16 protein-coding genes are annotated in these 16,048 nt (G+C 64.9%); 11 read left to right on the top strand and 5 right to left on the bottom strand.

The genetic code is table 11. The features are described from left to right. The first annotated feature begins 131 nt into the window (after window positions 1-131). On the top strand, window positions 132-1,622 hold the full coding sequence (locus ACEXP3_RS01805) for a protein adenylyltransferase SelO (protein ID WP_377295709.1): 1,491 nt from the start codon (window positions 132-134) through the stop codon (window positions 1,620-1,622). A 398-nt stretch (window positions 1,623-2,020) separates the two neighbouring features. Continuing rightward, window positions 2,021-2,449: an endonuclease domain-containing protein gene (locus tag ACEXP3_RS01800; RefSeq protein WP_377295708.1), complete on the top strand. Its 429-nt coding sequence runs from the start codon at window positions 2,021-2,023 to the stop codon at window positions 2,447-2,449. A gap of 256 nt (window positions 2,450-2,705) precedes the next feature. On the opposite strand, the gene ACEXP3_RS01795 is transcribed toward ACEXP3_RS01800, so the two are convergent. From ACEXP3_RS01795 to ACEXP3_RS01780, 4 genes are read right to left on the bottom strand one after another with little or no spacing between them, the layout of a single operon-like run. After that, the gene (locus ACEXP3_RS01795; RefSeq protein WP_377295707.1) at window positions 2,706-3,857 is read right to left on the bottom strand and encodes a catalase family protein; all 1,152 of its coding nucleotides are present in this window, start codon (window positions 3,855-3,857) and stop codon (window positions 2,706-2,708) included. After that, a complete protein-coding gene (locus tag ACEXP3_RS01790; protein WP_377295706.1) occupies window positions 3,854-6,139 on the bottom strand; it encodes a xanthine dehydrogenase family protein molybdopterin-binding subunit in 2,286 nt (761 codons plus the stop codon). The genes ACEXP3_RS01795 and ACEXP3_RS01790 overlap by 4 nt, the downstream gene beginning before the upstream one ends. Beyond that, the gene (locus tag ACEXP3_RS01785) at window positions 6,136-7,167 is read right to left on the bottom strand and encodes an FAD binding domain-containing protein (RefSeq protein WP_377295705.1); all 1,032 of its coding nucleotides are present in this window, start codon (window positions 7,165-7,167) and stop codon (window positions 6,136-6,138) included. Before ACEXP3_RS01785 ends, ACEXP3_RS01790 begins: the two co-directional genes overlap by 4 nt. Then, window positions 7,164-7,688, bottom strand: coding sequence for a (2Fe-2S)-binding protein (locus ACEXP3_RS01780; RefSeq protein WP_377295704.1), 525 nt, complete (start codon window positions 7,686-7,688; stop codon window positions 7,164-7,166). The genes ACEXP3_RS01785 and ACEXP3_RS01780 overlap by 4 nt, the downstream gene beginning before the upstream one ends. Window positions 7,689-8,059: 371 nt before the next feature. On the opposite strand from ACEXP3_RS01780, the gene ACEXP3_RS01775 reads away from it, so the two are divergent. Continuing rightward, the gene (locus ACEXP3_RS01775; RefSeq protein ID WP_377295703.1) at window positions 8,060-8,659 is read left to right on the top strand and encodes a hypothetical protein; all 600 of its coding nucleotides are present in this window, start codon (window positions 8,060-8,062) and stop codon (window positions 8,657-8,659) included. A gap of 52 nt (window positions 8,660-8,711) precedes the next feature. Next, the gene (locus ACEXP3_RS01770) at window positions 8,712-10,253 is read left to right on the top strand and encodes a DNA-packaging protein (RefSeq protein ID WP_377295702.1); all 1,542 of its coding nucleotides are present in this window, start codon (window positions 8,712-8,714) and stop codon (window positions 10,251-10,253) included. 131 nt (window positions 10,254-10,384) lie between these two features. Here ACEXP3_RS01770 and ACEXP3_RS01765 read toward each other — a convergent pair whose 3' ends face one another. Next, window positions 10,385-10,519 carry a hypothetical protein gene (locus ACEXP3_RS01765; protein WP_377295701.1) on the bottom strand — a complete coding sequence of 45 codons (135 nt, stop codon included), beginning with the start codon at window positions 10,517-10,519 and terminating at the stop codon, window positions 10,385-10,387. Between the two features lie 312 nt (window positions 10,520-10,831). Here ACEXP3_RS01765 and ACEXP3_RS01760 point away from each other — a divergent pair, with 312 nt between their 5' ends. The 7 genes from ACEXP3_RS01760 (at window position 10,832) to ACEXP3_RS01730 (ending at window position 15,993) form a co-directional block, all read left to right on the top strand. Then, window positions 10,832-11,479, top strand: coding sequence for a hypothetical protein (locus ACEXP3_RS01760; protein ID WP_377295700.1), 648 nt, complete (start codon window positions 10,832-10,834; stop codon window positions 11,477-11,479). A 120-nt stretch (window positions 11,480-11,599) separates the two neighbouring features. Then, window positions 11,600-12,778, top strand: coding sequence for a phage portal protein (locus ACEXP3_RS01755; RefSeq protein ID WP_210103092.1), 1,179 nt, complete (start codon window positions 11,600-11,602; stop codon window positions 12,776-12,778). A 93-nt stretch (window positions 12,779-12,871) separates the two neighbouring features. Next, complete coding sequence (locus ACEXP3_RS01750; protein ID WP_210103091.1) at window positions 12,872-13,135, top strand: CopG family ribbon-helix-helix protein; 264 nt, start codon at window positions 12,872-12,874, stop codon at window positions 13,133-13,135. Further along, a complete protein-coding gene (locus ACEXP3_RS01745) occupies window positions 13,135-13,434 on the top strand; it encodes a type II toxin-antitoxin system RelE/ParE family toxin (RefSeq protein ID WP_210103090.1) in 300 nt (99 codons plus the stop codon). The genes ACEXP3_RS01750 and ACEXP3_RS01745 overlap by 1 nt, the downstream gene beginning before the upstream one ends. A gap of 267 nt (window positions 13,435-13,701) precedes the next feature. Beyond that, complete coding sequence (locus ACEXP3_RS01740; RefSeq protein WP_377295699.1) at window positions 13,702-14,025, top strand: DUF6107 family protein; 324 nt, start codon at window positions 13,702-13,704, stop codon at window positions 14,023-14,025. 65 nt (window positions 14,026-14,090) lie between these two features. After that, the gene (locus ACEXP3_RS01735) at window positions 14,091-14,663 is read left to right on the top strand and encodes an HK97 family phage prohead protease (protein ID WP_377295698.1); all 573 of its coding nucleotides are present in this window, start codon (window positions 14,091-14,093) and stop codon (window positions 14,661-14,663) included. Window positions 14,664-14,667: 4 nt separating this feature from the next. After that, complete coding sequence (locus ACEXP3_RS01730; protein WP_377295697.1) at window positions 14,668-15,993, top strand: phage major capsid protein; 1,326 nt, start codon at window positions 14,668-14,670, stop codon at window positions 15,991-15,993. Window positions 15,994-16,048: the final 55 nt, after the last annotated feature.

Genomic DNA, 16,048 nt, shown 5'->3' with positions numbered 1-16,048 from the left:
AACGCCCAAGAAAAAGGCGACGGCGGGCGCCGCCACCCATGGCTTGCGGGCGGGCCGCGCGACCCCATATGCTGGGGTGAACCAGAGGGCGGAAGGGTTGCGGCCACTCTTGCCGATCAAGGAGTAATTCATTGTTTCCTTTTGATAATTCCTATGCGCGCCTGCCGGAGAAGTTTCACTCAGCGGTCTATCCCGAAGCCGTCAAAGGGCCGGTGCTGATCAAATTCAACGCGCCGCTTGCGAAAAAACTGAAGCTCGACCTTGACGAGGCGGATACGGCGCGGCTGGCGGCAATTTTTTCCGGCAATGTCTTGCCGCCGGGCGCAGAACCGCTTGCCATGGCCTATGCGGGCCACCAGTTCGGCAATTTCGTGCCGCGGCTGGGCGATGGCCGGGCGATTCTTCTGGGCGAGGTGGTGGATGAGACGGGCGTGCGGCGCGACATCCAGCTGAAGGGCGCCGGGCCGACGCCGTTTTCCCGACGGGGCGATGGGCGCGCAGCACTTGGCCCCGTGCTGCGCGAATATATCGTCTCCGAAGCCATGGCGGGCCTTGGCATCCCGGCAACGCGCGCGCTTGCCGCCGTTTTGACCGGCGAGGGCGTTCAGCGCGAAACGGTTCTGCCGGGCGCCGTCTTCGTGCGGGTGGCGGCAAGCCATGTGCGCATCGGCACATTCCAGTATTTTGCCGCCCAGGGCGACACGGACGGAGTGCGCACGCTTGCCGATTATGTCATCGAGCGGCATTATCCGGCGCTGAAGCAGGCGGACAATCCCTATCTTGCGCTGCTGGATGCCGTCTCGGCCCGCCAGGCGGAGCTGATCGCGCGCTGGCTCGGCGTCGGCTTCATCCATGGCGTGATGAACACCGACAACATGACCGTGTCGGGCGAGACGATCGATTTCGGCCCTTGCGCCTTTCTCGACGACTACGACCCGATGAAGGTATTTTCCTCCATCGACCAGCAGGGCCGCTATGCCTATCGCAACCAGCCCGGCATCGGCCAATGGAACATTGCGCGGCTGGCCGAATGCCTGCTGCCGCTGCTTGATGCCGACGAGGAAAAGGCGGTGGAGGCGGCAAACGGCGTGCTGAAAGCGTTCGGCGAACGGTTCCAGGCCGCCTGGCTGTCGGTGTTTTCGCAAAAGATCGGCATTGCCGGCGCGCCCGAGGAGGGCGATGGCGAACTCATCCAGGCGCTGCTGTCTGCCATGCACGAAGGGCGGGCGGATTTTACGCTCACCTTCCGGCGGTTGACAAAGCTTGCGCTTGCCGATGCGCAGGGTGGCGACGAGAAGGTGCGGCTGGACGCGGAAGCCTCCTTCCTCGAAGGCTTTGCGCCCTGGGACAAGGCGGAACGCTTCCTCCCCCTCTGGCGCGCCCGCCTTGCCCGAGAGGCCGGCGACGCCGGCACCCTGATGCGCCGCGTCAATCCGGCGCTCATTGCCCGCAACCACCGCATCGAGGAAGCGATCGTGGCCGCCATGGCCGGCGATTTGTCACCCTTCGAAACGCTGGTTGCAGCCGTCGCCGACCCCTATACCGACCGGCCGGAATTTACCGCCCTGACGCAGGCACCACGCGACGAGGAGCGGGTGCTGCGGACATTCTGCGGGACGTGATTTCCTGCCTGCTGAAGATTGCCCCTCACCCTAGCCCTCTCCCCGTCACCACGGGGAGAGGGGACCCTGTTGCGGTTGCCGCCGCCGTTCGGTTTCCCCTTCCTGCTTCCTGCTTCCTGCTTCCTACTTCCTACTTCCTACTTCCTACCTCCTGCCTCCCACCTCCTACGATCCACGTCCTACGTCCTGCCTGACGGGTGACGGTTGTCCTGCTGTGGAGACGTTCATGTGGGCTGCCGCGGTGTCGGCAATCTCGTCCCCTCTCCCCGCAGGCGGGGAGAGGGTTAGGGTGAGGGGCCGGCTTCGGAAGGATGCAGTCTTCAGCGCGTCGATGCCGTGCCCACTTGCGAAAAGGCTGGGCCGGCGTACCCTTCGGTCTGCGATGGAAGGGGGAGCGGATGCGGGGGCGACGGGAGACGACCACGGCGCGGGCGCGGGCATTGCGGCAGGTGGAGAATGATGGGGAACTGAAGCTGTGGTCGCAGTTGCGCAATCGGCAACTGGGCGGATGCAAGTTCGTGCGACAGCTTCCGATCGGTCCCTATTTCGCGGATTTTGCCTGTCGCGAAAAGCTGCTGGTCGTGGAGGTGGATGGAAGTCAGCATGCCGGCAATCACCGGGATGTGGTTCGCAACGCGTTCATGGGCCGTTGCGGATGGTCGGTGCTGCGGTTCTGGAATGTCGATGTCTTGCGCGCGATGCCGCAGGTTCTGGAGACTGTTCTTGCGGTGCTCGATGGACGCCTGATTGAGAAGGTCGACGCTTATGACCTGCGGTTCTATCCGGCTTTCGAAGAGCTGCGGGGTGAGGATTGCCCCTCACCCTAGCCCTCTCCCCGCTTGGCGGGGAGAGGGGACCTGTTGCGGTGGGGGTTACTGCTTTGTTTCCTAACTCCTAACTCCTAACTCCTAACTCCTAACTCCTAACTCCCGGCTCCCGCTTCTGATCTTGCGATTGATGGCTTTCCAGGTATCGAGAGGTTTCAGCTGGGCTGCCGCGGTCTCGGCAATCTCGTCCCCTCTCCCCGCAGGCGGGGAGAGGGTTAGGGTGAGGGGCAGCAAAGCCGGCTGTGGGCGATATGCCTTACGGAAACACCCTTGCCCCCGTTTCCTCCACCACGCTTGCCGGTGTCTTGGGGGCGAAGGGGCAGGTGATGGGTTCGGTGACGGCGGTGGGGTTGCGCTCGGAGCGGAAGGCGGAGGAGCGTTCGTAGGCGAGCTTGCGCAGCCGCATGATCTGGCCGAGCGGCTGGTGGGCGACAAGGCCGTTCCAGGGGGAGAATTTCAGCCCGTCATCCACCTGGCGGGAGCGCTCCTCGCTCCAGGCGGTCTGCGGGCCGGCGGTGATGGTGGCGACGGTGATGTAGGGGCTTTTCTCCTCGTCCCACGGCGTCATCGGCGCCTCGATCGGCGTGGCCTCAAGGTCGGTGGCGAGCTGCACCTGCAGGTGCCAGACCGCCGTTTCGGTTTCAAAAAACTCCGCCATGAGGTGGCGCAGCGTGTCGGGATCGTTTCCGACGCTGATGCTGCGGTCGACCAGCGCCTTCAGGTTGTCGGAAGCCGGCACCACGCCGAGCTTTGCGATATAATCGCCAAAGCGGACCGGCACCTGGGTGAAAAAGCTTTCGCCGAGCATATGGGTGAGCGGCTGGCCGCCCATGACCTTGAGCGTCGTGCTTTCGCGTCCGACGGCTTCGAGCGCGCCTTCCACGCCACGCAGCACTTTCGAGACGAGTTTCTTGGCGCCTTCCATCCGGTCGGTGGTGGCGGCAAGCGGCGTGAGGCTCGCCAGAAACGCCTCGCCGCTCGGTGAGTTGAAAACCTTGCCGTTCACCATGACGAAATCCTGCGACCGCGACCGTTCCGAGCCCGGCAGTCGCTCGCCCGTCACGTCAAGGATTTTTAAGGCCATGCCGCGCGGGGCCGAGACGCTGTCATGCAGGATATCGCCGGGCGTCGTGGAGAGCCGGATGATCGCCTCATAGGTGCCGGGTTCGGCAAACACGCCCTGCGCGAGCTCGGGCGGCAGGTTGTCCAGCACCTCCACCTCGGCGCTCAAGAGGCCGTGGCTCTTGGCATGCACGGCGCGGATGGCATGGGCGCTGTCGGCATAGGTCTTGTAGGAAATCGACAGCAGCGTGTCTGCCAGCGCTTGCGCCAGCTGCGGTTCGTCGGGGTGGATATCCTCGACATCGGGCGTGTAGCGCAGCGGATTGTCCGGGAGATGGCGGGTCATTCGGCTGCCTCCTTGGCGTAAAATACCTTGTCGATCGTGATGGGCAGGTGGCGCACGCGCGTGCCCGTGGCGTGGTAGATGGCATTGGCGACGGCGGCGGCGATCCCGACAATGCCGATCTCGCCGAGCCCCTTGACGCCGATCGGGCTTGCCTTGTCGTCATGCTCTTCGACAAAGATCACCTCGATATCGTGGATGTCTGCATGGGCCGGCACATGATATTCGGCGAGATTGTGGTTCATGATGCGGCCGGTGCGATGGTCGATCATGCCCTCCTCATGCAGCGCCATGCCGATGCCCATGACGACGCCACCGAGGATCTGGCTGCGCGCGGTCTTCGGGTTGAGGATGCGGCCGGCGGCCACGGCGGTGACGACGCGGGTGACGCGGATGACGCCCAGCTCCTCGTCGATCATCACCTCGACGAAATGGGCAGCATGGGTGTAGCTGACGAATTTCTTCGCCTGCTGCGCATCCGGCGCTACCTTTGCCTCTTCCTCGATGAAGGTAAGGTTTTTCGATGCCAGGATATCGGTGAGCGCAATGCCGACCTGATCGTTGACATCAAGCACGAGGCGGCCGTCGCGGATCGCGGTCTGTTCGACCGTCACGTCCTTGCCGAAGGGCGAGGCATCCATGTCCTTTGCCGCATCGAGAAGCGTCTGGCGCACGGCAGTCGCAGCCGCGGCAACCGCCGATCCGGTGGAGGCTGCCGTCCATGAACCGCCCTCGACCGAGGTCTTGGGCAACTGGCTGTCGCCGATCCGAACGGTGACGTGTTCGGCGTCAACGCCAAAAGCTTCCGCGCCGATCTGGGCAAGGATCGTCATCGTGCCGGTGCCGATATCGGAAGCGGCGGCGGAGACGGTGACGCTGCCATCCGCACTGAGCCGCGCCCGGGCGGTCGCCTCCGTCAGCTGTGCCTCCCACACCCCGGTTGCCATGCCCCAGCCGACGAGATCTGGCCCGTCATGCATGGAGCGGGGGGCGTGCAGGCGTTTCTCCCAGCCGAAACGTTCGGCGCCTTGACGGTAACAGGCATGCAGCGCCTTCGAGGTTAGCTGCAGATCCTGGTTCTGGTCGACATGGACGAAATTGCGCACGCGCATGTCGAGCGGATCAAGACCGACCTGGTAGGACAGCTCGTCAATGGCCGATTCCAGCGCGAAAACGCCGGTGGCGGCACCGGGCGCGCGCATATCGCCGGGGGTGGAGACGGTCATTTCGGCCAGTTCATAGGTGAGCTTGACGTTGTCGCAGCGGTAGAGCAGCCCCGACCAGTTGACGACCACTTCCTGATAATCCTCGTAGAGCGAGGTGGCCTGCACGGCGTGGTGGAGGATCGCGGTGAGCCTTCCGTTGTCATCGGCGGCCATCTTGACCGTCTGCACCGTGGCCGGGCGCCAGGTAAGATAGAACATCTCGCGCCGGCTGAGTTCCAGCTGCACCGATTGTTTCAGATCCAGCGCGGCCATGGTGGCGAGAAACAGCTGGTGCTTGGGGCGAAGGCCCGAACCGAAGGCGCCGCCGACATAGGTGTTGAACACCCGCACATTCTCCGGCTTCAGCTCGAAAATGCCGCAGACATAGCCCTGGCTGTTCTGCGAGCCTTGCGTCTTGTCATGGATGGTGAGGCGGCCCTCGCCCTCATAGAGGACGGTGGTGGCGAACAGCTCCATCGGATTGTGGTGCTCGCCTTCCAGCGTATAGGTGGACGACAGCTTGAAGGGGGCGGCCGCGAAGGCCTCGTCGGCATTGCCGCGCGGAGAAGGCGGCGGCGCGATGCCGGAGCGCTTTTCCTTCGGCACGTAGGATTTTTCGCTTTCGACCTCGATGCTGGTCTTCGGCTGATCTGCCTCGTAAGCGATGCGGATGAGGGCGGCCGCATCGCGGGCGGCCTCGAAGGTTTTGGCGACGACGAAGGCGACGGGCTGGCCGTCAAACAGCACGCGGTCGTTTTCAAGCGGGCGGAACGGATGGCCGGGAAGCGCCACCTCATCCTTCCAGGCGCTGTCCCACCAGGCGGTGCGCGGGCGGTTGTCGTGGGTGTAGATTTTCACGACGCCGGGGAAGGCCGCCGCATCGGCGGTGTCGATGCGGGCGATGCCGCCGCTGGCGATCGTGGCAAGTGCCACGAAGCCGTGCAGCATGTCGGCGCTCTGGTGTTCGGCGGCATAGGGTGCCGTGCCAGTGACTTTCAGCGGCCCCTCAATGCGCGACAGCGGAAAGCCGATGACGCGATCGGCGGTCTCGAGCGGTCCGGTTCTGGGCTGTCTGGTCATAGGCTTTCTCCTTCGCGCACGCGCTTTTCCGACTGCACCTGTGGACGGCCGCAGGCTGCCTGCATCAGGGCGCGCACGATGGCCTTCTTCGCCATCGGGATCTTGAAATCATTGTGGCCCTGGCCCTTGGCGCCGGAGAGAAGACGGCTTGCGAAGGCCTCGAAGGTGTCGCGGGTGGCGGGCTGTCCCGAGAGTTCCGCCTCCGCAAGCGGATCGCGCCAGGGCTTGTGGGCGACCCCGCCAAGCGCCACGCGGGCGTCGAGGATCGTGTCGCCATCGAGATCAAGCGCTGCCGCGACCGAGACCAGCGCAAAGGCGTAGGAGAGCCGGTCGCGCAGTTTCAGATAGCTGTGGTGGGCGGCAAAGCGGCCACCCTCGACGCGGATGCCGGTGACGATCTCGCCGGTCTGAAGGGTGTTGTCGCGCTCGGGATGATCGCCGGGCAGGCGATGGAAATCGAGGAAGGGAATGGTGCGGGCCCCGGTCGGGCCGGTGACTTCGACGGTGGCGTTGAGTGCGGCAAGCGCCACGCACATGTCGGAGGGGTGGGTGGCGATGCAGGCATCGGAGGCGCCGAGAATGGCGTGGATGCGGTTGACGCCGCCGATGGCCGAGCAGCCGGAGCCCGGCTCGCGCTTGTTGCAGGGCGTCGACGGATCGTAGAAATAATAGCAGCGGGTGCGCTGCAGGAGATTGCCGCCGGAGGTGGCGGCATTGCGCAGCTGCGGCGAGGCGCCGGCAAGGATGGCCGAGGACAGAAGCGGCACATCGCGCGCGATGCCCGCATCATAGGCGACCTGGCTGTTGGTGGTCAGCGCGCCGATGCGGTAGGCGCCGTCCTCCAGCACCTCGATCTCCTTCAGCGGCAGGCCGTTGATGTCGATGACGGCACTTGGCTGGGCGACATCGTATTTCATGAGATCGACGAGGTTTGTGCCGCCGGCCAGAAGCTGGGCGGTGGGTTCGGCGGCAAGTGCTGCCACGGCATCGGAAATGCCTGTCGGGCGCAGATAGCTGAACTGTCTCATTCGGCAGCCTCCCGCACGGTGGTCCCGCTGTCCGCAGCCATCACCTCCTCGATCGCATCGGCGATGTTGGTATAGGCGCCGCAGCGACAGAGATTGCCGCTCATCAGTTCGCGGATCTCTTCCCGCGAATGCGCGTGACCTTCCGACAGAAGGCCCGCGGCGGAACAGATCTGGCCGGGCGTGCAATAGCCGCACTGATAGGCATCATGCTCGACAAAGGCCTTTTGCAGCGGATGCAGGTTATCCGGTGTGCCGAGCCCTTCGATCGTGGTGATCTCGGCGCCATCCAGGCTGACGGCGAATTTCAGGCAGGAATTGATGCGCACGCCGTTGACCAGCACCGTACAGGCGCCGCACTGGCCGTGGTCGCAGCCCTTCTTGGTGCCGGTCAGCGCCAGATCGCCCCGCAGCAGATCGAGCAGCGTGACGAAGGGCGCAAGCTCCAGCTGCTGGCGCCTGCCATTGACGGTGAGTGTGACGGGAATGGTGGGCGAGGGCGCACGCGCCGGGCCGAGATCCATGGCATCATCCTTTTCTTGAGGTCTGCGCTTGGGGGTCATGGAAGCCAGAACGGGAGGTCCGGCGGCTTTGTTCCGGCGGAAATGGCATTGGTCGTGATTGAGGCTCACAAAAAAACTTTTCCGTGATAGGAAAATAATCCTTGACGGCGTGACGGTGGTTTGATAGGGTCTTGCCATAGTCGAAGAATTGCGACCGGCCGCAGACGTCGGACGCCAGATGCTTCCAGTCTACGGCCTTCAGGTTTTCCCGACCTGGGGCCGTTTTTTTTATCCAGCGATATCGGCAATGGCAGGGTGCGTGCGGTGGTGCGCGGCCGGCGTTCGGCCGTGTCGGAGGGTGGGCTGTGGATCGAAGGAAGGATGCGGGGGTCATGCAGGACTTTGCGACGGTGGATCTTTCGCTGTTCGGCTGCTTTGACGCAGACGCGGTGCCGGCGCCCCTTGCCATCGAGACGGCGGCGCAGACGTCCGAGCGCGTGCAGCTTGAGAAAAAATCGGCCGATGCGCTGGCTGCGGCCTGCGACGCCTCCGGCGCCGAGGAGCTTCGGCTGCTGCTGAACGAGATGACGCGCGAAATGCGGGCGCAGTTTCTAGCGTTTCGCGCGCTTCGCACCGCTGCCGAACAGACGACGGGCGCAGGTGGCACCGAAGGGGGCGACGATGCGGCGCAGAAGCTGGCGCGCGCCGACCTGAAGGCGGCAACCGATGCCATGTCGCTCATCGTGCGCACGCTCGAAAAGGTCGACAGCCTGCAGCGCCAGCTGGCGCGCGACCGGGCCGCAGAGGCGGAGCGGCAAGCGGACGAGGGCGATTATGAGGAAGCCATGCGCACTATCGAGGCGCTTATCGAGGCTAGGGCCGGCGAGCGGGCGCATGCGCTCTTTCTGGAATGGCAGCGCGCACGGAGCGCTGATGGTGGCGAGCCGGGCGGTGCGGCTTGGGCCCTGCCCGGTGGCGCTGACAGCGGATGAGCAGAAACGACTGGACGACGTGTTGGACCTTTTGGCCGGGTATAGGCGGGACATGACGACGTTTCAGGAGGTCTGGCGGCAGGAGAGGGCGGCGGAAGACGCCGGCCGCACCCTTGCCCAGGAGATGCATGGCGCGACCCTTGTCACGGCCAATCCTGTCGCAACGGCTGGTGCATCGGAAGAGCCGGAGGCTCAGGCGGCTCAGGCGGCTCAGGCGGCTCAAGCGGCTCAGGCGGCGGGTGGCGGGAGCGCGAAAAATGCCTGCGCGGTGCCTGCCGGTCCCGCCGTCGAGGCGGTTGCCGAGGTGCTTTACCTTCCGGCGCTCGTCAAGCGGCATGCGCTTCGCGTGCAGCGGAGCTGGTCCGTTGCCGGGCGCACAGAGCAGCAGCCGCCGCAAGGCGACTGGCGCACCTGGCTGATCATGGGCGGGCGCGGCTCCGGCAAGACGCGTGCTGGCGCCGAATGGGTCCAGTCGCTGGCCAGTGCCGGATCCCGCTCCGACCTGCGCATTGCGCTGGTGGCCGAGACGCTGGGCGACGCGCGCGAGGTGATGATCGACGGCGTGTCCGGCATCTGCCGGATTGCCGGCAGCAAGGCGCCGGATTTCGAGATTTCCCGCCGCCGGCTTGTCTGGCGAAACGGGGCTGTGGCGCAGATCTTTTCCTCGGAAGATCCGGAAAGTCTGCGCGGGCCGCAGTTCCACTATGCCTGGTGCGATGAGCTGGCGAAGTGGAAGCATGCGCAGGAAACCTTCGACATGCTGCAGTTCGGGCTGCGGCTCGGGCAGGATCCGCGCCAGCTGGTGACGACGACGCCGCGGCCGGTGCCGATCCTTAAACAGTTGATCGCCGATGCCGGCACGCGGCTCGTCAAGATCTCGACGCGGGACAATGCGGAAAACCTCGCTCCCGGGTTCCTCTCGGCGCTCGAAGGACGCTATGGCGGCACGCGGCTCGGACGCCAGGAACTGGATGGCGACCTGATCGAGGACCGGGACGATGCGCTGTGGAAACGGGCGCAGCTGGAGGCGCTGACGCAGCGCGTGCCGGCAGCGCTCGGCCGGATCGTGGTTGCGGTCGACCCGCCGTCCGGCATGGGGGCTGCGTCGTGCTGCGGCATTGTCGTGGCGGGGCTCGAGACGGCGGCCGTTGCGGAAGGCGGGGCAGGCGCAAAGGGCAGCCAGAGGGCGGTGGTGCTGGCCGATTGTTCGGTCGAGGGGTTCAGCCCCTCCGGCTGGGCACGGGCGGTGGTGAAGGTGTTTCACCGCTTCGGCGCCGATCGCGTCGTTGCCGAAGTCAACCAGGGTGGCGAGATGGTGGCGGCCATGCTGAAAAGCATCGACGAACAGCTGCCGCTGACGCAGGTGAGGGCGACGCGCGGCAAGTTCCTGCGCGCCGAGCCGGTGGCCGCGCTCTACGAGCAGGGCCGCGTGCTGCATGCGGCGCGCTTTCGCGAACTGGAAGACCAGATGTGCGACTTCGGCCCGGACGGGCTGTCGTCCGGCCGTTCCCCCGACCGGCTGGATGCGCTGGTCTGGGCACTGACGGCGCTGATGCTGGACGGGCAGGGCGAGCCGCGGGTGCGCGGGCTGTGATGGCCCGGCCAAGGGAAACAGCCCACAACAAGACGGCACCACAAATGGAAACGGCCCGCACGAGGCGGCCCCACCCAAACGGAAACGGCCCGCACGAGGCGGGCCGGCAACGGACGATCTCAGGCTGGAAATCAGCGCGCGGGGACCGGCACGGCTGCGGTTTCGCGCATCTGCTTCCATTCGGATTCCAGACGCTCGACCAGATGCTGGGGGATCTGCTGCTTGGTGCTGGAGGCACTGCCTGCGGCGGGGACGGTCTGCTGCATCATCATGATCTCCTTCTGGTGATTGCCGGGCCATATAACGAACCTGTGACCGCTAGGTTCCATAGCGTTAGGAGTTTGTAAAGGACGACTAAGGGTCTAAACCGATTAGCAAAATTAAAAATCGATTGAAATTTTTCGATGAATGCTGCGCTGCGGCATCTGCCTTGTAAAGAGACAGGTGGCTGACCGGAAAAGAGGCAGCGGACGTCCCGCAATGGTGCGTGCAAACGGCCGCAGATGTGGCATCATGGTTGCGGCGCCGGGCGCCGGACGACCCTGCATGAGGCAGGCGCGATAAAGGGGATGGGAGCAATGATCAACCACACGTTTTTCTTCTATCACATTGCCGATACGCTGTTTAAGACGGGAATGTCGCCGAGCCAGGGCGAGGGGCTTGAGGCCATCCTCGCCTATTGGGAAGGCCAGCATGCACAGAGCGACGACCGCTGGCTGGCCTATGTGCTGGCGACGGCCTATCACGAAACCGGTGCTGCCATGCAGCCGGTGAGCGAGAACCTGAATTATGGCGCGCCGGGCCTGCTGAAGACGTTTCCGCGCTACTTCACGCCGGCAGAAGCCGCAGCCTATGCCCGCAAGCCGGAAAAGATCGCCAATCGCGCCTATGCCAACCGGCTGGGCAATGGCAATGAGGCAAGCGGCGATGGCTGGACCTTTCGCGGGCGCGGCCTGGTGCAGATCACCGGGCGGGCAAACTACCGCACCTATGGCATCGAACAGACGCCCGATGCGGCGCTCGATGACGCTACCGCCACCCGCATCCTGTTCGACGGGATGATCCATGGACGGTTTACCGGAAAATCGCTCGGCGATTTCTTCAACGACAGAACCGAGGACTGGAGTGGCGCCCGCCAGATCATCAACCGCATGGACCGCGCCGATGACGTGGCCCGCTATGCGCGCGCCTTCTATGCCAGCATAAGCTACACGAAGGCGGCGTGACGGTTTTCCCCTCAACCGGCTGACGGCCGCTTCTTTCCCGGGAAGAAGGCGGTCAATCGGATGAGGGTCCGGGCCGTTCTCCCGCAAGACCATTCTCCTTCGAAAAAAGAGAGAGCTTCCATGACATCGATGTTTTCCCTGCCGTGGCGGCGCGCCGCGGTGGACAGGCGCGTGCGCGAGACGCCGGTTTCCGACGCAAAAGCGCAGGGCGCAGGCTTTGCCATCGTCTCTGCAGAGGGGGCGGCGCACTGGTCCGGGCGGTCCTATGGGGCGCTGTCGCGTGCGGGTTTCATGAAGAACCCGGTGGTCTACCGCGCCATCCGGATGATTTCGGAAGCCTCCGCCTCCGTGCCGTTTCTCGCCTATGAGGGCGACCGGGAAATGTCGACGCATCCGGCGCTGGCACTGCTGGCAAGACCGAACCCGCGCATGGGCGGCCCGGATTTTCTCGAAACGCTGTTTGGCCATCTGCTGCTCTCCGGCAATGCCTATGTGGACGGGGTGGTTCTAGGCGCAAGGCCGGCCGAGCTGCATCTGCTGCGGCCCGACCGGGTGAGCGTGGTGGTGGGGGCCGATGGCTGGCCGGTTGCCTATGAATACCGCGTCGGCGGCGCCGTGCGGCGTCTGGCGGCCGGTGGCGACCACGGGCTGGGACTGTTGCATCTGAAACTGTTTCACCCGCTCGACGACCATGGCGGCTTTTCGCCGCTTGGGGCGGCAGGAGCCGCACTTGACCTGCACAATGCCGCCGCCAGCTGGAACAAGGCGCTGCTGGACAATTCGGCGCGTCCCTCCGGCGCGCTCGTCTACCAGCCCAAGGAAGGCGGCAACCTGTCGCCCGACCAGTATGAGCGGCTGCGGGCGGAGCTGGAGAGCGGCTATAGCGGCGCCGTCAATGCCGGGCGCCCGCTTCTCCTGGAAGGCGGGCTCGACTGGAAGGCGATGGGACTTTCGCCGAAGGACATGGATTTCATCGAGGCCAAAAATGCCGCCGCGCGCGACATCGCGCTCGCCTTCGGCGTGCCGCCGATGCTGCTCGGTATTCCCGGCGATGCCACCTACGCCAATTACCAGGAGGCCAACCGCGCCTTCTACCGGCTGACGGTGGTGCCATTGCTGATGCGCACGGCGGCGAGCTTTTCTGCATGGCTTTCCGAGGCTTACGGCGATCGTTTAAGCCTTCGCCCGGATCTCGACCAGGTGCCGGGGCTTTCCGGCGAACGCGATGCGCTCTGGGCACGGGTGGGCGCTGCCGAGTTTTTGACGGATGATGAAAAGCGCCAGGCGGTGGGCTATTGACGAGGCGCCGGGCGCGCCGGAAGCGCGGGCCTTGAGACATCGGCGGTGAAGGCGTATTCTCTTGTAATACGGCGTATGACAGAGGAGCCCGTCATGAGCGACAAAGCCGCACTTTCCGACCCGATCACACTTCGCATTCCCGAGGATATTCTGGCCGAGGTGGAACAGATTGCCAAAGCCACGGAACGCAGCCGCAGCTGGGTGATCGTGCGGGCGCTGAAATACTATCTGATGGCGGAGGGTAACGAGATTCTCCAGATCCTGAAGGGCGAGGAGCAGATCCGAAACGGTGAGTTCAGCGACGCGGAGGATGTGTTCGACGAACTGCTCGGCACCTCCAGATCCGATGCTGCCTGATGCGCACCCTTCTGTCGAAGAGTGTCCGGCAGTTTCTGCGACGGGAAGCAGAGTACCTTGAGAGCCAGAACCCGCGTGCGGCAGTCGCCACGCTGCAGCAGCTGCGGGAAAGCATCAGGATGATCGGGGACTATCCCGGCATCGGGGCGCCGCTGCCCCTGCCGGGCCGGCGGCGGTTCGTATCCGGCGCTTACGTGATTGACTACCGCGTCGATGCCAAGAGCATCCTCATCTCCCACATGCGTCATGGACGCCAGCTGGATCCGGACCTCGAGCGGGACGACGACCTGGCCGACTGAGGCCAGGATGACGACCGGCCGCACGGGGCCACAGCCTGACGGGGGAGGGTGGCCGCCTTCAATTGTCGGTCCGGGCTTACGAATTGAATCAACTTCTGAACATGCGGACTCAACCTGTCAGCAACGGGCCGCAGCATCCTTGAAATCATAGGATTTTTTGGAAACGCGCCGGTCTTGCCCGGCCGCGGCCAGCGCGTGCGGCGTTTTCCAGGCGGTCACTGCTTGCCGCGGCAGGCGGGCATTCATCGAAAATCATGAGGTGAGGCAATGGCGGATCTTGGCCATGATGGCGGCCTGATGGCCGCAAAGGTGATCGGGGCGACCGCCGGCGCCTGGGTATCGCTCGTCTACATGCTGCCGCAGGGGCGGCGCGAGGCGGCAAGCCGGTTTCTGACCGGCCTTTCCTGCGGGCTGATTTTTGGCGGACCGGCCGGGCTCTGGCTCGAGGCGCGTCTGGACCTTGTCGGGCAATTGTCGCCGCTTGAGGTGACGCTGACGGGATCGGCGGCGGCAAGCCTCTCCGCCTGGTGGGTGCTCGGCGCGCTCGGGCGCATCGCCAGCCGTTATGGGGCAAAGCCCGGCGAGGGCTGACGGCAGCGTTTCGGGTCCGGCCCCGCGCGGGCTGTTTTTCTCTCATCACGATTTTGGAGCATGTCATGCACGTTTATCGCGGGCCACGGCCCAATGCGCGCAAATTTGCCAGCCTCGCTTTGTCGGGGCTTGGCGGCGACGGGACGTTTTCCGGCTATGCCAGCGTGTTCGGCGAGGTGGATCTCGGCAAGGACACGATCGAGCATGGCGCCTTTGCCAATTCGCTCGTCGAGCGCAGCGCGTCGGGCGTGCGCATGCTCTACCAGCACGATCCGAACGAGCCGATCGGCTGCTGGACGACCATCCGCGAGGACAGCCGTGGGCTCTATGTCGAGGGCATGCTGTCGCCCGGCGTCGAGCGGGCGCGGGAGGTCTTTGCGCTGATGAAGAGCGGCGCGCTCGACGGGCTCTCCATCGGCTTTCGTACGGTCAAGGCCAGACAGGACGCCAAGACCGGCGTGCGGCGCATTCTGGAAGCCGATCTCTGGGAAATTTCCGTCGTGACCTTTCCGATGCTGCCATCGGCCAGGGTCTCCGACGTCAAGCATGCGCGGTTCTTCCGCGACCGTGAAACCGAACTCGTCCGCAGCCTGCGGCGAACGGCGAAACTGATGATGGCAACCACCTTCAAGGGATGACGACATGAGCGAGATGATGATGAACCGCGAACCCGAGGCCGTGCCGGGCTCACAGACGGGCGCCAAGACGGGCACCAAGGCGGGCCGGGCCGAAAAGATTGCGCCTGAGGTGAAGGCGGTGCCCGACACGGTGACGGCGGCCTTCGAGGACTTCATGGAAGCCTTCGAGAGCTTCAAGGACGTCAACGACCGACGGCTCGGCGAAATCGAGCAGAAGCTGACGGCCGACGTGGTGACGCGCGACAAGATGGACCGCATCAACCGCGCCATGGACGAGCAGAAGAAGGTGCTGGATCAGCTGGTGCTGAAGAAGGCGCGCCCGCCGCTGTCGGGCCGCGGCGAACAGGGCCCGGATGCGGCTGAGCACAAGGCGGCGTTTGAGGCCTATATGCGCCGCGGCGACGAGGGCGCGCTGCGCGAGATCGAGGCCAAGGCGTTTTCCGTCGGCACCTCTGCCGATGGTGGCTATCTGGTGCCGGCCGAGACCGACAGCGAGATCGGCCGGCGCGTCTCGGTGGTTTCGCCGATGCGGGCGCTGTCCAGCGTGCGCACGGTATCTGCCTCCGTGCTGAAGAAGCCGTTTTCCACCGCCGGGCTTTCCACCGGCTGGGTGGCTGAAACGGCAAGCCGGCCGCAGACCACGACCAATGCGCTGGTGGAACTGGCCTTCCCGACGATGGAGCTTTACGCCATGCCGGCCGCCACCCAGGCGCTGCTCGACGACGCTGCCGTCGATGTCGAGGACTGGATTGCCAGCGAAGTGGACATCGTGTTTGCCGAGCAGGAAGGCGATGCCTTCATTCGCGGCGATGGCACCAACAAGCCGAAGGGGTTCCTCTCCTACACCACGGTTGCCGATGCGAGCTGGACCTGGGGGAGCCTCGGCTATCTGGCAACCGGCGTGGCCGGCGGCTTTGCGGCCAGCAATCCCTCCGATCTTCTGCTGAATGCCGTCTATGCGCTGAAGGCCGGGCATCGCCAGAACGCCAGCTTCATGATGAACCGCAAGACACAAGGGGAGATCCGCAAGTTCAAGGATGCCCAGGGCAATTACCTCTGGCGCCCGCCGGCAACGGCCGGCGAACCGGCAACGCTGATGGGCTATCCTCTGGCCGAAGCGGAAGAAATGCCCGACATCGCCGCAAGCTCGCTGTCGATTGCCATCGGCGATTTCCGTGCCGGCTATCTGATCGTCGACCGCGCCGGCGTGCGCATCCTGCGCGATCCCTATTCGGCCAAGCCCTATGTGCTGTTCTACACCACCAAGCGCGTCGGGGGCGGCGTGCAGAACTTTGAGGCGATCAAGCTGGTGAAGTTTTCCGCAAGCTGACGGCCGGCTGTCGTCTGCTGTCTGGCGGGCCGGGTTGCGGCCCGCCGGTTTTCTC

The organism is Neorhizobium fuzhouense, from assembly GCF_042611105.1.
Lineage (GTDB): Bacteria > Pseudomonadota > Alphaproteobacteria > Rhizobiales > Rhizobiaceae > Neorhizobium > Neorhizobium galegae_A.
Note: the sequence above shows the minus strand (reverse complement) of the source record. Positions and strands in the feature narration are given on the sequence as shown.